The organism is Promicromonospora sp. NPDC060271 (assembly GCF_042726755.1).
Classification (GTDB): Bacteria; Actinomycetota; Actinomycetes; order Actinomycetales; family Cellulomonadaceae; genus Promicromonospora.
Window position 1 is genome coordinate 37,421 of record NZ_JBHXBG010000015.1, and the last position, 14,264, is coordinate 51,684.

At 71.5% G+C, this 14,264-nt stretch carries 12 protein-coding genes; 4 read left to right on the forward strand and 8 right to left on the reverse strand.

Features of this window, described 5'->3' with window-relative positions:
• The first annotated feature begins 106 nt into the window (after positions 1 to 106).
• On the forward strand, positions 107 to 802 hold the full coding sequence (locus ACFWE2_RS04235) for a TetR/AcrR family transcriptional regulator (RefSeq protein WP_377222965.1): 696 nt from the start codon (positions 107 to 109) through the stop codon (positions 800 to 802).
• Between the two features lie 33 nt (positions 803 to 835).
• Here ACFWE2_RS04235 and ACFWE2_RS04240 read toward each other — a convergent pair whose 3' ends face one another.
• Positions 836 to 1,819 (reverse strand): glycoside hydrolase family 6 protein, encoded by a 984-nt coding sequence (locus ACFWE2_RS04240; RefSeq protein WP_377222966.1) that lies wholly within the window; start codon positions 1,817 to 1,819, stop codon positions 836 to 838.
• Positions 1,820 to 1,983: 164 nt separating this feature from the next.
• Entirely contained in the window at positions 1,984 to 3,675 is a 1,692-nt protein-coding gene (gene pgm, locus ACFWE2_RS04245) for a phosphoglucomutase (alpha-D-glucose-1,6-bisphosphate-dependent) (RefSeq protein ID WP_377222967.1), read from the reverse strand.
• A 74-nt stretch (positions 3,676 to 3,749) separates the two neighbouring features.
• Here pgm and ACFWE2_RS04250 point away from each other — a divergent pair, with 74 nt between their 5' ends.
• Positions 3,750 to 4,085 (forward strand): rhodanese-like domain-containing protein, encoded by a 336-nt coding sequence (locus ACFWE2_RS04250; protein WP_377222968.1) that lies wholly within the window; start codon positions 3,750 to 3,752, stop codon positions 4,083 to 4,085.
• Positions 4,086 to 4,130: 45 nt separating this feature from the next.
• On the opposite strand, the gene ACFWE2_RS04255 is transcribed toward ACFWE2_RS04250, so the two are convergent.
• Both ACFWE2_RS04255 and ACFWE2_RS04260 read right to left on the reverse strand, forming a co-directional pair.
• Positions 4,131 to 5,831, reverse strand: a complete 1,701-nt coding sequence (locus ACFWE2_RS04255) for a family 10 glycosylhydrolase (RefSeq protein ID WP_377222969.1) — start codon at positions 5,829 to 5,831, stop codon at positions 4,131 to 4,133.
• A gap of 236 nt (positions 5,832 to 6,067) precedes the next feature.
• Positions 6,068 to 6,388: a GNAT family N-acetyltransferase gene (locus tag ACFWE2_RS04260; RefSeq protein WP_377222970.1), complete on the reverse strand. Its 321-nt coding sequence runs from the start codon at positions 6,386 to 6,388 to the stop codon at positions 6,068 to 6,070.
• A 116-nt stretch (positions 6,389 to 6,504) separates the two neighbouring features.
• On the opposite strand from ACFWE2_RS04260, the gene ACFWE2_RS04265 reads away from it, so the two are divergent.
• Positions 6,505 to 7,725: an MFS transporter gene (locus ACFWE2_RS04265; RefSeq protein ID WP_377222971.1), complete on the forward strand. Its 1,221-nt coding sequence runs from the start codon at positions 6,505 to 6,507 to the stop codon at positions 7,723 to 7,725.
• Positions 7,726 to 7,804: 79 nt separating this feature from the next.
• On the opposite strand, the gene ACFWE2_RS04270 is transcribed toward ACFWE2_RS04265, so the two are convergent.
• The 4 genes from ACFWE2_RS04270 to ACFWE2_RS04285 all read right to left on the reverse strand — a co-directional run bounded on the left by ACFWE2_RS04270 (position 7,805) and on the right by ACFWE2_RS04285 (position 13,452).
• On the reverse strand, positions 7,805 to 9,112 hold the full coding sequence (locus ACFWE2_RS04270; RefSeq protein ID WP_377222972.1) for an MFS transporter: 1,308 nt from the start codon (positions 9,110 to 9,112) through the stop codon (positions 7,805 to 7,807).
• Positions 9,113 to 9,440: 328 nt separating this feature from the next.
• Complete coding sequence (locus ACFWE2_RS04275) at positions 9,441 to 10,526, reverse strand: hypothetical protein (protein ID WP_377222973.1); 1,086 nt, start codon at positions 10,524 to 10,526, stop codon at positions 9,441 to 9,443.
• Between the two features lie 81 nt (positions 10,527 to 10,607).
• Positions 10,608 to 12,032 carry a hypothetical protein gene (locus ACFWE2_RS04280; RefSeq protein WP_377222974.1) on the reverse strand — a complete coding sequence of 475 codons (1,425 nt, stop codon included), beginning with the start codon at positions 12,030 to 12,032 and terminating at the stop codon, positions 10,608 to 10,610.
• Positions 12,033 to 12,258: 226 nt separating this feature from the next.
• Positions 12,259 to 13,452, reverse strand: coding sequence for a VIT1/CCC1 family protein (locus ACFWE2_RS04285; RefSeq protein ID WP_377222975.1), 1,194 nt, complete (start codon positions 13,450 to 13,452; stop codon positions 12,259 to 12,261).
• A gap of 144 nt (positions 13,453 to 13,596) precedes the next feature.
• On the opposite strand from ACFWE2_RS04285, the gene ACFWE2_RS04290 reads away from it, so the two are divergent.
• Positions 13,597 to 14,208 carry a ribonuclease H gene (locus ACFWE2_RS04290; RefSeq protein WP_377222976.1) on the forward strand — a complete coding sequence of 204 codons (612 nt, stop codon included), beginning with the start codon at positions 13,597 to 13,599 and terminating at the stop codon, positions 14,206 to 14,208.
• Positions 14,209 to 14,264: the final 56 nt, after the last annotated feature.

Here is a 14,264-nt window from a genome sequence, read left to right on the forward strand (position 1 = left end):
CGGGAACGACAAAGGTGGTTCGATGCACCACTGTATCCGATACACCGGTGCATCCAATACACCGTTGTATTGATAGACTGGTCACTTGACACCCCAAGGAGCTTCTGTGACATCTGAGCGTGTAGGCGACGTCGACCCCGGGTCGTCCGTCGAGCATGCGTTCGCGGCGGCCCTGACGCCCCGCCGCGAACGGACCCGCGAGCGCCTGCTCGACGCCGCCTTCACCGTCTTCGCGCGGCACGGCATCCGTGGTGCGTCCATCGAGGCCGTCTGCGAGGCCGCCGGGTTCACCCGCGGTGCCTTCTACTCGAACTTCGGCAGCAAGGAGGAGCTGTTCCTCGCGCTCGCCGAGCGGGCGATGCGCAGGCAGCTCGCCTCCCTGGAGTCGGTCGGCAAGGAGCTGCAGCCGGACATCGTCCGTGGCGGCTCCGTGGACCACGACGCGATCAGAGCCGTGCTCTCGGTGGTGGTCACGGATCCTGGTGACGCCAGGCAGTGGGCGCTGATGCGCGCCGAGCTGGAGCTCCTGGCGATGCGCGACCCCGCGGTCGGCCGTCCGTTCCTCGCGCAGGAGGAGACGCTCCGCACGGAGCTCGGCGCCGCGATCGAGCGGATCCTCGATGATCTGGGCCTGCGGTTCACCGTCGACCGGCGGACGGCGGTCGACATGCTCCTCAGCGTCTACGAGTCGTCCGCGCGGGCCGCCGTCGTCGCGAACCCCACGCCGGAGGACGGCGATGCCGCACCGGGCACCGCCGTCCTGAGTCAGCTCGTCAATCTTCTGGTGACCACAAACAGCTGACGCGGCGACCGCTCAACGGCCGCCGCCCGCGAGTCACCAGCGCGCGTTGGCCGCGAGCTCCAGCGCGATCTCCTGCCACCACTGCCCGGCCGCGGGGCCGCCGTTGCACGCGCCGTCCGACTCACCCGGCAGCTTGACCCACAGCAGCGCGTCGAGCGAGGTCGCGTCGTCGACGAACCGGGGCCGCTCGCCCAGGGCGCGACCGCGCGGGTTGCACCACTCGCCGTTGGAGCCGTTGCCGTTGCGCGAGGTGTCTATCACGTAGGGGCGGCCGCCCACCTGCGACGACACCTGCTCGGCGTAGGCCCGGGTGTCCGCCGTCGTCTGGTAGTTGGACGTGTTGAGCGCGAAGCCGACGGCGTCCGTGAAGCCGATGAGCTGCAGCCGCCGCGCGGCCTCGCTCGCGCTCAGCCACCCGGAGTGCCCCGCGTCGATGTAGACGCGCGCACCGGCGTCGGCCAGCGAGGCCGCCGCGTACCGCAGGTAGCCGACGCGGTCACCCTGACCGTCGCAGGCGCCGAGCTGAGCCAGCGCGTCCGGTTCGAGGACCACCACCGGGTTGCCCACGATCCCGGACGCCACCGTGTCCACCCACCGCGCGTACTCGCTCTCGGGCACGCCGCCGCCTGAGTGGTTGCCGCAGTCGCGGCCGGGGATCGCGTACACGGTGAGGACGCCGGTCTGCCCGGCGGCCGCCGCGCGGCCCGTGTAGTCCGCGACCTGCTGGCGGGTCTGGTCGGCGCTCGCCCAGTCGCCTATCCAGTACGACTGCGGCGTCAGGGCGATCTTGGCCAGCAGGTCCTTGTTCGTTCCGCTCGCCGCCTGCCATGCGGCGTACGCCTGGGTGGTGGGGTCCACGTAGAGGCTCGCCGCCGTGGGGGATGCCCCAAGGCTGGTCACACCGAGGCTGGTCACGCCGGCCGCGGCGCTCTGCGATATCGCGATGGTGCCGGTGGTCATGAGGGCGAGGGCAGCGGCAAGGGCCGCCGTTCGGGTACGACGTCGTACGCGAGACATGGCGCTCTCCGTTCGATCGGGTTCAGCCCGGCCGTCCGGCCGAGGTGTACCCCCGTGACGCTAGGAAGCACCGGGCTGCCCCGGTAGCACGCGAATCGTTTAGGCATCGGTCGAGCCTGGCGGGACCGATGATCCCACCAGGCTCGGCCGACGACGGGGCGAGGTCAGGCGAGGGCTTCGTCCACCAGCGCCTTCGCGGCGTCCTGCACCTCGGTGAGGTGCTCGGCGGACACGAACGACTCCGCGTAGATCTTGTACACGTCCTCGGTGCCGCTCGGCCGCGCGGCGAACCACGCGTCCGCCGTCGTGACCTTGAGCCCGCCGATCTTCGCGCCGTTGCCGGGCGCCTCGGTGAGCTTCGCCGTGATGTCCTGCCCGGCGAGCGTGGTGGAGGTGACGTCCGACGGCGACAGCGCGCCGAGCCTGGCCTTCTGCTCCCGCGTCGCGGCGGCGTCGACGCGGGCGTACCAGCTCTCCCCGTAGCGCTCGACCTGCGACGCGTGGTGCTCGGACGGCGACCTGCCGGTGGCCGCCAGGATCTCCGAGGCGAGCAGCGCGAGCAGGAGCCCGTCCTTGTCGGTGGACCAGACCCGGCCGTCCTTGCGCAGGAACGAGGCGCCGGCGGACTCCTCGCCGCCGAAGCCGACCTCGCCGGAGAGCAGACCCGGCACGAACCACTTGAAGCCGACCGGCACCTCCACGAGACGGCGGTTCAGCCCGCCCGCCACCCGGTCGATGAGGGCCGACGACACGAGGGTCTTGCCGATCGCCGCGCCGGTGGGCCAGCTCGGCCGGTTCCCGCCGTAGAGGTACTCGATGGCCACGGCGAGGAAGTGGTTGGGGTTCATGAGGCCGTCGGCCGTGACGATGCCGTGCCGGTCGGAGTCGGCGTCGTTGCCGGTCGCGATGTCGAAGGGCACCTGGCCGCCGACGCCGGTCCCGCTCATCTTCTCCACCAGCGACGCCATCGCGTAGGGCGAGCTGCAGTCCATGCGGATCTTGCCGTCCCAGTCGAGCGTCATGAACGCCCAGCGGGGGTCGACCTGCGGGTTCACGACCGTCAGGTCGAGGTCGTACCGCTCGGCGATCGTGCCCCAGTACTCGACCGAGGCCCCACCCAGGGGGTCGGCGCCGATCCGCACGCCGGACGCGCGGATGATGTCCAGGTCCAGCACGCTCGCCAGGTCGTCCACGTAGGTCGACAGGTAGTCGTGGCGGTGCGTCCGGTCGGCGGCGAGCGCCTCGTCGAGCGAGACCCGCTTCACCTGCCCGACGCCGGTGCGCAGGATCTCGTTGGCCCGGTCCGCTATCCACCCGGTCGCGTCGGAGCCCGCGGGCCCGCCGTGCGGCGGGTTGTACTTGAACCCGCCGTCCCGGGGCGGGTTGTGCGACGGCGTCACCACTATCCCGTCCGCGAGACCGGCACCCGGAGCCGCCAGGCCCGGCGTCCCCTCGGCGAACCGCGGCTGGTTGTGCAGCAGGATCGACTGGCTGACGGCGGGCGTCGGCGTCCACGAGTCGCGGGCATCGACCATGACGTCGACGTCGGCGGCTGCGAGCACCTCCAGCGCCGTCTGCCAGGCCGGCTGGGACAGCGCGTGCGTGTCGCGGCCGATGAACAGGGGCCCGTCGGTGCCCTGGCCACGCCGGTACTCCACGATCGCCGCCGTGATCGCCACGATGTGCGCCTCGTTGAAGGCGTGGTCCAGGCTCGACCCGCGGTGGCCCGAGGTGCCGAACACCACCTGCTGCCCGGGGTCGTCCGGGTCGGGCGAGAGGTCGTAGTAGGCGCCCACCACCTGGTCGACGTCGATGAGGTCGCTGGGCTGGGCGGGAGTTCCGGCACGCGCATCCATGCAGCCGATACTGCCAGGTACCAGGCAGGTCCGTCGCCGCCGGGGCGCCGGCGGCGCCGTCGTAGGCTGGAGGCATGTTCCAGCCGATGCTGCCCGAGGTCCCCTCGGTCCACCCCACCGAGCTCGACCCGGCCTCTCCCGTGCCCGACGGGTCCGTGCTCCTGGACGTCCGCGAGCAGGACGAGTGGGACGCCGGCCACGCCCCTGGCGCCGTGCACATCCCGCTCGGGGACCTGCCCGCGCGGTACGGCGAGCTGGACGCCGACTCGCAGGTCCTGGTCATGTGCCACTCCGGCGGGCGTTCCGCCCGTGCCACGCAGTGGCTCAACGAAGCCGTGGGCTTCGAGGCGACCAACCTCGACGGCGGCATCGTCGCGTGGCAGGGCGTCGGGCTACCCGTCGAGCGCTGAGAAGCACCGGGCGCTCCGGACGGCGGCTGCCGGTCGGGGCGGCGCCTATCGGGTGCCGCGCGGCCGGCTCGGCTCGGTCTCGTTCCAGACCCGGTCCAGCGCGGTGACGACATAGGTGTAGTCGGTGCCGGACGCGGCCGACGTGTCCAGCCACGTCTGGACGCGCCCGCCGGCTGAGCGGAACGTCCCGACGAGGTGTGCCGGGTCGTCGATGTCCACGGAGCCCACGGATCCGGTCACGCGGTACACCGCGAACGACGTGGCCCTGGCGGATCTGGTGCCGATGTCCGCCAGGTGGATGCGGACGCCGTCACGCACCCTGCGCACGTTCGTGAGCACCGGGGTGACGACGGCCTCCGCCGGCAGGTGCGGCATCGGCGGGATGAGAGCCGGGCGCTGGTAGTGGTCGGCGACGACCTTCGACATCCCGCCCTGCGCGTCGAGCGGCACGTGCTTGGCCGAGTAGTAGACGTTGCCGTGAATCGGCCCGACGTCCCTGCTGACCTCGCGGCACAGGTCGATGTGGTTGGTCATCTCGGCCGGGTCGACGAAGGCCCCGCTCGTCATCTTGTACAGGCCCTCGCCGATGTAGAGCTGCGTGCCGGACTGGGCGGCCACCTCCGCCCACCACGGGACGAGAGCCGAGTAGTCGGCGACCGGGAGCCCGATCTGCCAGTAGATCTGCGGGTTGACGTAGTCGAGCCAGCCCTCGAGCACCCACCTGCGGGTGTCCGCGAACTGGTCGTCGTACGACTGAGAGCCCCTGGTGTCCGAACCCAGCGGGTCGGTGGCGGAGTTCCGCCAGATGCCGAACGGGCTGATCCCGAACTTCACCCAGGGCTTGGCCTCCTTGATCCGGCCGCTCATCGTCTCGACGAAACGGTCCACGTTGCCGCGGCGCCAGTCCTCGATGGAGTCGAAACCCTCGCCGTACCGCTCGTACGTCGCTGCGTCGGGCAGCGTCTGGCCGGCCACCGGGTACGGGTAGAAGTAGTCGTCGAAGTGGACGCCGTCGATGTCGTAGCTCTCGACGGCGTGCAAGATCGCCCGCTGAATATGCTCCGCCGCCTCGGGGACGCCGGGGTCGAAGTAGAGCTTGCCGCCGTACGCCCACACCCAGTCCGGGTGCTGCCGCGCCGGGTGGTCCGCGACGAGCTGCGCCGGGTCGGTCTGCATCGACACGCGGTACGGGTTGAACCAGGCGTGCAGCTCGATGTTGCGCTTGTGCGCCTCCTCGACCATGAACGCGAGCGGGTCGTAACCCGGGTCCTGACCCTGCGTGCCGGTGAGGTACTGGGACCACGGCTCGTACGGGCTGTCGTACAACGCGTCGGCCGTTGGCCGCACCTGCACGAACACGGCGTTCAGCCGGTTCTCCTCCGCGACGTCGAGCCAGTGCAGGAACTCGGCCTGCTGGCTCGACGCGTCGAGCCCGCTCGCCGAGGGCCAGTCGATGTTGGCCACCGAGGCGATCCACATGGCGCGCAGCTCGCGCTTCAGGCTCAGGGCCGACGACGGCTCCGGCGTGGCGTTGCCCGTCAGGGCGGGAGCACCGAGCGCCGTGGCCGGGTCGAGCGCCGCGATGGTGACGCTGATCGCGGCTGCTGCCGTGCCCGCCGCCGCCATCGTGAGGAACTCACGGCGACCGATCCCCGACATCACCCCCGACAGCTTTGCCGGCGGAAGCGACGTGGTGCGCGCATAGGCGGGCATCGGTGTCGCCTCGCGGCGGTCGGGGTGCCTCACGTACTTGACCTCCGGTAATGGCTGCTGGGGGTTGGTGCCGTGGTGCGTCGTGTTGTGTTGTCGTGTCGCCCTGCTAAGTTGGCCGGCGCCGATCCGGGAAACACTGAGGTGACGAACAATGCCACCGGGCGGCGCCGTGAGGAAACTCTCGCACATGTCGCGCCGGATGTGAAGTTTGCAGCGCGGTCGAGATCCTGAAACTTACTTTCAGCACTCCGGAGCCCGACCCAGGCGCCTCAGTCCGCCGCCGGCTGCAGCAGCAGGTCGTCGTACTCGGGTGCGTGCTTCTTCACGTAGGAGCGGATGTAGGGGCACAGCGCGACGACCTTCCCGCCTGCCTCGCGCACCATGCCGAGCGAGGCCTTCGCGAGCTGCCCGGCGAGGCCGCGACCCTCGTACTCCTCGAACACCTCGGTGTGCACGAAGACGACGGCACCGCTGTCGATCTCGTAGACGGCGAAGCCGGCCAGAGCTCCGTCGACGCTCACCTCGAAGCGGGACTTCTCGGGGTTGTCAGCAACTGTCACCAGTGGTTCACCGGTCATCTCATCGGTCATGGGGGCAATCGTGGGCCATCGGGACCGCCTCCTGCCACCCGTTCGCCGCTCGGCGGAAACCGGCGCTCACCAGAAACAGCCGGACCGGTGTCAGTGGTCGATGGGACACTCGATCCGTGCCACAGACCGCTGATCCATCCCGCTCCAATCCCTACGCAGCGGTGCTCCGCACCCCCGGAACGCTCAGGTTCTCCGCGGCCGGTGCGCTCGCTCGCCTGCCGATGTCGATGGTCGGGATCGGCGCCGTCCTGATGGTGCAGGGCCTGTACGACAGCTACGCCATGGCGGGCCGGATCGCGGCGGTCCTGGGTCTGGCGCAGGCGTTCCTCGCCCCGCAGATCGCGCGCTGGGTCGACCGGCGCGGTCAGCGGACGGTCCTGCTGCCCGCGCTCGTCGTGTCGGTGGTCGGGCTGGGCGGGCTCATCACGGCCGCCGTGCTCGGCGCACCCGAGTGGGTGCTGTGGCCGTTCGCCGCACTCGCCGGCGGCAGCCAGGGTTCGTACGGTTCGATGGTCCGGGCGCGCTGGAACCACGCGCTCGACGACCCGCGCCGTCTGCACACCGCGTACTCGCTGGAGTCCTCGATCGACGAGCTGGTCTACATAGTGGGGCCGGTGCTCGCCACGACGCTCGCGGCGGCGGTCGCGGCGCCGTCGGCCCTGGTGCTCGCCGGGGTGGCGGCACTGGTGGGCGGCCTGCTGTTCGTGGTGCAGCGCGCGACGGAGCCCCCGGTCGTGGTGCCCGATGCCGAGACACGGCACCGGCCGGTCGTGCTGATCCCCGGGATGCCCGTGATGGTGCTGATCTTCGTGGCCATGGGCATGATCTTCGGCTCCGTGGAGGTCACCACGGTGGCGTTCGCCGAGGAGCTGGGCAGCAAGGGCCTGTCCGGGGTGGTGCTGGCGGTCTTCGCGCTGGGTTCGCTGGTCGCCGGGCTCGCCTACGGCGCTCGGCACTTCACCAGCCCACCGGCGCGCCGGTTCGTGATCGGCATGGCCGCCCTCGGTCTGGGCGTGTCCCTGGTCCTCCTCGCGCACTCGCTGTGGACGCTGGCCGCGGCGATGTTCGTGGCCGGCCTCGCCATCGCGCCGACCGTCATCACGGGCAACGGCCTGGTGCAGGACATGGTCGGCAAGCACCAGCTCACCGAGGCGCTGACCTGGGTGGGCACCTCGATAGGCATCGGCACCTCGCTGGGCGCTTCGATCGCCGGAGCACGTGTGGACGACGCGGGTGCGGCCGCGGGCTTCCTGATCACCGTCGGCGCGGGCTGGTTCGCGACGCTCCTGGCCCTCGCCGCGAGCCGGACCCTCCGACGGCAGTCGGCAGCACGATAGCGGGGCCAAGCTGAGTGCTGGGTATTTGTGGGATCGAACGCTTCAGGCCCGCAAATACCCAGCACTCAGCACGTGGGGGTCAGGGTTGCGGGTTGCGGGCGTCGTAGCGCCAGAAACGCGGCGTCAGGCGGACGATCAGCCAGAGGAGCGCCAGGCACGTGAGGCCCCCGACGACGGCCGCCCAGCCCTCGCCGAACCACGTCGCCTCGGCGCCGAGGACCATCTCGCCTAGGCGCGGTCCGCCGGCCACCACCACGATGAACACTCCCTGCAGCCGCCCGCGCATGTGGTCGGGCGTAGCGGTCTGCAGGATGCTCTGCCGGAACACCGACGAGACGCTGTCGGACCCGCCGGCGAGCGCCAGCGCGACCCCGGCCGCGACGACCGCCCAGACGATCGGCCCGTCCGGCGAGCCCCGTCCCACGAGCACCAGGACCAGCCCGAAGGCGACGATCGACACGGCCCATGCGGTGATGGCCCAGATGATCACCTGCCCCTGCTTGCGGAGGCGCGTCAGCCCGCCGGAGAACACGCCCGCGAGGATGCCGCCGGCTGCGAAGGCCGCGGCGAGCAGGCCGGTGGTCGTCTCACCGCCACCGAGGTAGATGACGCCGGCAGCGGGCCACAGGACCCGCGGGAACGACAGGACCATGGCGCAGATGTCGACGAGGAACGTCGTGCGCACGTTGGGCTGGGTAGCGAGATAGCGCAGTCCGTCCAGCACCGAGCGCAGTCCGACGACGCCCACCCGTCCCCTGCCGCTCAGCGTGCCGGCGGGCTCCGTGCCCTCGGGTGGCACCGGCGGCAACCGGAACACGGCCCAGAGCGCCGCGAGGAACAGCACCATGTCGAGCGTGTACGCCCAGGCGTAGCCGAGCTGGGAGACCAGCACTGCGCCGATCAGCGGCCCGCCGGTCAGCGCGACGTTCCAGGAGAGCGTCATCAGCGCATTGGCCGCCGGCATGAGCTCCTTGGGGAGCAGTCGCGGGACGATGGCCGACCGAGCAGGGTTGTTGATGGCGAAGGCCGCGCTCTGCACCGCGACCAGCCCGTACAGCAGGTGCACCGACTCCACCTCGAACCACGCCTGCGCGGCGATACCGGCGACGACCACCCACAGCACCAGCGACGACAGGAGCGACACCTTCCGCCGGTCGTAGTGGTCCACGAGTGCGCCGCCGTACAGACCGAGCACCACGAGCGGGACGAGTGAGAAGAGGCCCAGCAGGCCGACGGCGAGCGTCGATCCGGTCAGGGCGTAGATCTGCAGGCCCACCGCGACGACTGTCACCTGCGTGCCGATGTTCGAGATCGAGAGCCCGAACCAGAGCCGCCGGTAGTCGGCCGAGACCTTCAACGGTGTGGTGTCGGCGAGCAGATGGCGCATGGTGATCCCGATAGTAGGCCTTGCGCGGACGGCCTCGCCGAGACGCCCAGGGAGACGGCCCTACGAAGACGCCGCCCCGCAGGCAGCGCCACGCAGACAGCGCCACGCAGACAGCAGAGCGGGCGCTCGCGACACCCCCCGATGTCCCGAGCTCCCGCTCTGTGCTGTCCTGGTCCGCGGGCCGGGGCGCCCCCCAGCGGCGCCCCGACCCTACGAACCTGCCGACCCGGGTGTTGATCGACCCTCGGTCATGAGTCACCGTGATGGCTCATGACCGCTGACCGCGCCCGGATCGTTGTCAACCGGCGAAGCGTGGTTCAGCCACGCCTCACCGGCGACGCGTTCGGAGCGCCGCGATCCCCAGCCCCAGAAGGAGCGAGATCAGCGAGAGCTGCCCCGTGATCATGTGGCCCGGCTCAGGGAGGGTGTCGTCAGGCACCAGGACCGGTGTCGCCTCCACCTCTGCCTCGGGCTCCGTTGTGACGTTCAGGTCCTCGCCCAGGCCTCCGGAGAGGTAGCTTCCCTCGTAGGTCGTAGGGGCGGGGCCGGACTTGTCGCCCCAGCCGATGTCGACACCCGCACCGGGGTGGTCCCGGCCCGTGTCGCCGTCCTCGTCACCGCTGGACGTCGGGACGACGCCGGTGCCGTACTCGCCCCCGAGCGTGACGCTGCCGGTCATCTGGCCGCTTCCGGCCCCTGGCGTGTGGACGTCGGGTCCGTCGGTCCCGGACCATCCGGTGCTCGGACGCTCGGTGCGCGGACCACCCTCGTCGTCGCTGCTACCCGGCCGACCCGTACCGGAGCCACCCGTACCGGGGTGGTCGGTTCCAGGTCCGTCGGTACCGGGCTCCTCCGTACCGGGCTCCTCCGTACCGGGCTCCTCCGTACCGGGCTCCTCCGTACCGGGCTCCTCCGTACCGGGCTCCTCCGTTCCAGGCTCCTCAGTTCCAGGCTCCTCCGTACCGGGCTCCTCCGTTCCAGGCTCCTCCGTACCGGGCTCCTCCGTACCGGGCTCCTCCGTTCCAGGCTCCTCGGTACCAGGCTCCTCAACGCCACCCGTCAGCAGGTCGTCGACCAGGCCGTCCTCGCCCAGTGCCGCGTCGACGACCCCGGCGACGTCGGCGTCAAGGAGCGATCCGACGATGCCCTCGCGGCCGACGAGGTCGCCCACCAGGCCCTTGCCATCGCTGGCGGCACCGGCGTCCGCTGCATCAGCTCCCGTACCTGCCGGGGCACTCCCGACCGCGTCGAGGTCACCGCGTGCGACGGGCGCCTCCTCTACCGAGTCGGCAGTTCCCTGGGTGACTGGATCCAACAGACCTTCCTCGGCGGCGTGCGCGGAGGAAGCGCCGGCGACCATGAGGCCGCCCGCGACAAGTGCCGTGTAGAGCACGCGTCGGAAGTTCTTGTCCATGAGTCTCTCCTAGCCAGGCGTGGAGCCGACGGCAGATGCACCGTCGGGCGATGCCGCACGTGAGGGCGCGGCCCAGCCAGGTCAGGCAGGAGAGACAGGGATATCCGTGTAGCTGCTCGAGAGCTTCGCGCGCGCCTCGTCGGTCGCTGCGCGCCAGGACCGGGCCCGGAAGATCAGCAGGGCGGAGAGCACCGCGATGAGCTCGCCGCCCGGCACCTTGAGCTGGGGCGCACCGCCGCCGAGGAGGCCCGCGGCACCCGCGGCCACCGCGTTGCCGGCGCCGCCGGCACCGAACGGGAGCTCCCCGCCGAGGAGACCGGGGCCGCCCGAGTGGACGACGTCCTCCGTCGCGGCGGTCAGCGCCACGGCCGATGCGGCGGCGCCCACGGGGGCGCTCACCTGCATCAGGTCGAGCATCGCGTGCTGGACCCCGGCAGAGGTCCAGACCACGACTGCGACGTCACCGGGAGCCTGCAGCGACCCCGGGTACGTCGACTCGGTGCCCTCGGCCTGCTCCGCCGGGACCACCGTGCTTGGGTCGTCGGGCCGCGAGGGCTGGACGACGGGAGACTCCGGCACCGGGACACCGGGCACCGGAACGGTCGGCTCGACGATCGGAGCCACGGGCTCGACGATCGGAGCCAGGGGTTCGACGATCGGAGCCACCGGCTCGACGATCGGAGCGACGACGTCGACGACCGGGGTCAGGACCGGGTCGAGAAGGTCCGTGACGGGGGTGGTGACGGGCTCGAGCGCTCCCACGACCGGAGTGGTCACGCCGCCCACGACGTCGGTCACCGGGGAGACCAGGTCGACGACGGGCGTCAGCACGCCACCGGTGACGGGGGCCAGGGACTCGGTCACCGGCTTGACGACTTCGCCGACCTGCTCGGCGACCGGCTTGAGGACCGGGTCGAGGATCGGGTCGGAGACCTGCTCGACGATCTCGGTCACCTGCGCGACCGGCTGCTTGGTGACCTGCGCGACGGCGTCACCCACCGGCTTCGTCACCGTCTCGCGGACGGGCTCCGTCAGCGGCTCCAGCACGCCGCCGGTGACCTTCTCCACCGTGCCCTGCACGGTGCTGGTGACCGGATCGGCCACCGTCCCGGCAGCTTCGGGCGCCGGCTCCGGGGCCGGGGCGACGGGCTCCGCCACGGCGGCGGGCGCCTCGTGCGGCGCAGGCTCGGCAACCGGGTCGGACGCGGGAGCCGTCGGCTCCGGGGCGGGCGGCTCCGTCGCCGCCGAAGGGCTGTCCGCCGTGTCCTGGCCGGCCGCGGTCCTGGTCAGCCCGAGCAGGTCGGTGGTGCGTGTGACGGTCTGCGTCGTCGCGTCGACCGTGTCGCTGAGAGCCGCGTCGAGCGGACCACGTTCCGTTGCACTCGAAGGGGCCGCGAGGGTGACGCCGAGCGCCAGGCCCGCCGCGCCGAGGGCCACGGTTCCGACGGCGCGCGCGACAGCACGACGGAGGTGATCCCCCGTGCTGGTCAGCGCGTCCTTCGACATCGGTCTCCCGGCTCTCCGGCCCCTGGCGGGGCCGCTCTCAGAGATGCATGCACATTCAATCTGGTGGGGCTTCCAGAGATCGGCAACTGCAGACCTGCGGTTTGCGGATCGCGAGTTTTGTGCTTAGGAACTGCGACATGTCAGGAGAGGCGCGCCATCTCGCCCTTCCCGCGCTTATCCACACTATTGGAACACGGTGGAGGGACCCTGCGGGTGAACTCTCAAATCACCCCACAGTGGCCCCGAAGACGAGGCCGAGCACGTAGGTGACGCCCGCCGCCCCGAGGCCGATGGCGATCTGGCGCAGCGCCCGCGTGAGCGGCGAGGTACCCGACAGCAGCCCGACGACGGCACCCGTCACCAGCAGCGCGAGCCCGACGAGAGCCGTGGCGACGACCACTGCCGCGAGGCCGTCGAGGCCCAGCAGATAGGGCAGCACCGGAACCACCGCGCCCGACGCGAAGAAGCAGAAGGACGAGAGCGCCGCACCCCAAGCGGTCCCGTGCGTCTCGAGATCGTCGGCGTCGGCCGTCGAGCCCGCCGCAGGCTCCTCGTGCACCCGCAGGAGCGGCCCCCGCTGCTCCACGGGCGTGACGGCGAGCCTGGCGAGCACCGCGTCGGCGTGCGCCGTCGCGTCCTCGATGCTCATCCCCCTGGCGCGGTACACGAGCGCCAGCTCGTTCGCGTCGACGTCGAGGTGCGGCAGTGCGGCATCGGCCTCCGCCGACGGCGACGACGCCTCGAGCAGCTCGCGCTGCGAGCGCACCGACACGAACTCCCCCGCCCCCATCGAGAGTGCGCCCGCGAGGAGACCGGCGAGCCCGGACAGCAGCACGGTGCTCGTCGCCACACCGGACGCGCCGATGCCGAGCACCAGCGCGAGGTTCGACACGAGCCCGTCGTTCGCACCGAACACGGCGGCGCGGAACGTGCCGGAGAGCCGGTTCCGGCCTCTGGTGGCCAGCGCGCGCACCACTTCCTCGTGGATCTGCTCGTCGGCGGCCATGGTCACCGTCGCATCGGCGTCGTGCGCGTACGACGACCGGGCCTCGGCGCGCTGCGCTAGCGCCAGCACGAAGACGCCGCCGAAGCGGCGCGCGAGGAACCCGAGCGCGCGCGTGCGCAGGTCGCCGCGTACGGGCGCGCCGACGTCGGGACCCAGGAGGTCGAGCCAGTGCGACTCGTGCCTCTTCTCCGCGCGCGCGAGCGCGAGCAGGATCTCGCGCTCCTCGCCGGTGCGCCGCCCGGCGAGGTCGCGATAGACCGCTGCCTCGGCTCGTTCGTCCGCGAGCAGGCGCCGCCACCGCCGGATGTCGGCGGGGGTCCGACGGCGGGACGGGTGCAGCTCCTGCGCGCGCTCGGCGGGTGTCGGAGTGCCGGCGGACGGTCGCGAGGTCGGGTCGGAGGGTAGGTGAGGCACTACGTCATCATGCCCACGGATCGCGGGGCGCGGGTTTCGTGGCTCCAGTACGCGATCTTCGCTCCGCCGAACTCTGTGCCCGGTCAGGCCCGAACGTGCCGTTCCCCGGCCTGCCGTACGGATTCTCGGGCAGAAGGAGGCACAATGGACGCCGTGATCATCGTCAGCACGCACGGGTCGGCCGCACCCGGCGGCGCGATCGGATGGGCGTGGATCAACCACGCGGGCGGTCAGTTCGACTCGGGCGGCGCTGCCCGGGGGAACGACCAGGTCGCAGCGCTCTCGGCCCTGCTGCGAGCCATCGAGGCGCACCCGGGTGACGAGCCCTTGCTCGTGGAGTCCGGCTCGCAGTACGCCATCCGATCAGTGTCCGAGTGGTCCGAAGGATGGAAGCGCAACGACTGGCGTTCCCCGTCCGGCGACCCGGTCCCGAACCTCGACCTGGTGCAGGGCATCGACCGCGCCGTCATGGAACGCACGGGCCCGGTCCGGTTCCACTGGGTACGGGGGCACGTGGGCAACCCGTACAACGACCGCGTCGACCAGCTCGCCGGTTTCGCCGCGGAGGAATGGGACGCGGGGCGGGGCGGCGTCGGTGAGATGCTCGTACCCGACGCCGGGATGATCCCCGACGCAGAGCTGCGCCGCGCCGGCTTCACCGCCGAGCCGCCGGAGGTTCCGGTCCGGGTGACGCCGCCGGCCCCGGCCGGGACGAGCGCCGGGCGGACCTGGGTGGCGGAGACCCTGTTCGACTGAGAGATGGTCGACCGAGAGACGTGTCAGACCCCCAGGTCACTTGGGTGACCTGGGGG

What these genes read in the sequence shown, in the direction of transcription:
- ACFWE2_RS04240 (WP_377222966.1), bottom strand. Translation starts at nt 1,819, where the DNA reads ATGTCTCGCGTACGACGTCGTACCCGAACGGCGGCCCTTGCCGCTGCC.
- pgm (WP_377222967.1), bottom strand. Translation starts at nt 3,675, where the DNA reads ATGGATGCGCGTGCCGGAACTCCCGCCCAGCCCAGCGACCTCATCGAC.
- ACFWE2_RS04250 (WP_377222968.1), top strand. Translation starts at nt 3,750, where the DNA reads ATGTTCCAGCCGATGCTGCCCGAGGTCCCCTCGGTCCACCCCACCGAG.
- ACFWE2_RS04260 (WP_377222970.1), bottom strand. Translation starts at nt 6,388, where the DNA reads ATGACCGATGAGATGACCGGTGAACCACTGGTGACAGTTGCTGACAAC.
- ACFWE2_RS04270 (WP_377222972.1), bottom strand. Translation starts at nt 9,112, where the DNA reads ATGCGCCATCTGCTCGCCGACACCACACCGTTGAAGGTCTCGGCCGAC.
- ACFWE2_RS04275 (WP_377222973.1), bottom strand. Translation starts at nt 10,526, where the DNA reads ATGGACAAGAACTTCCGACGCGTGCTCTACACGGCACTTGTCGCGGGC.
- ACFWE2_RS04280 (WP_377222974.1), bottom strand. Translation starts at nt 12,032, where the DNA reads ATGTCGAAGGACGCGCTGACCAGCACGGGGGATCACCTCCGTCGTGCT.
- ACFWE2_RS04290 (WP_377222976.1), top strand. Translation starts at nt 13,597, where the DNA reads ATGGACGCCGTGATCATCGTCAGCACGCACGGGTCGGCCGCACCCGGC.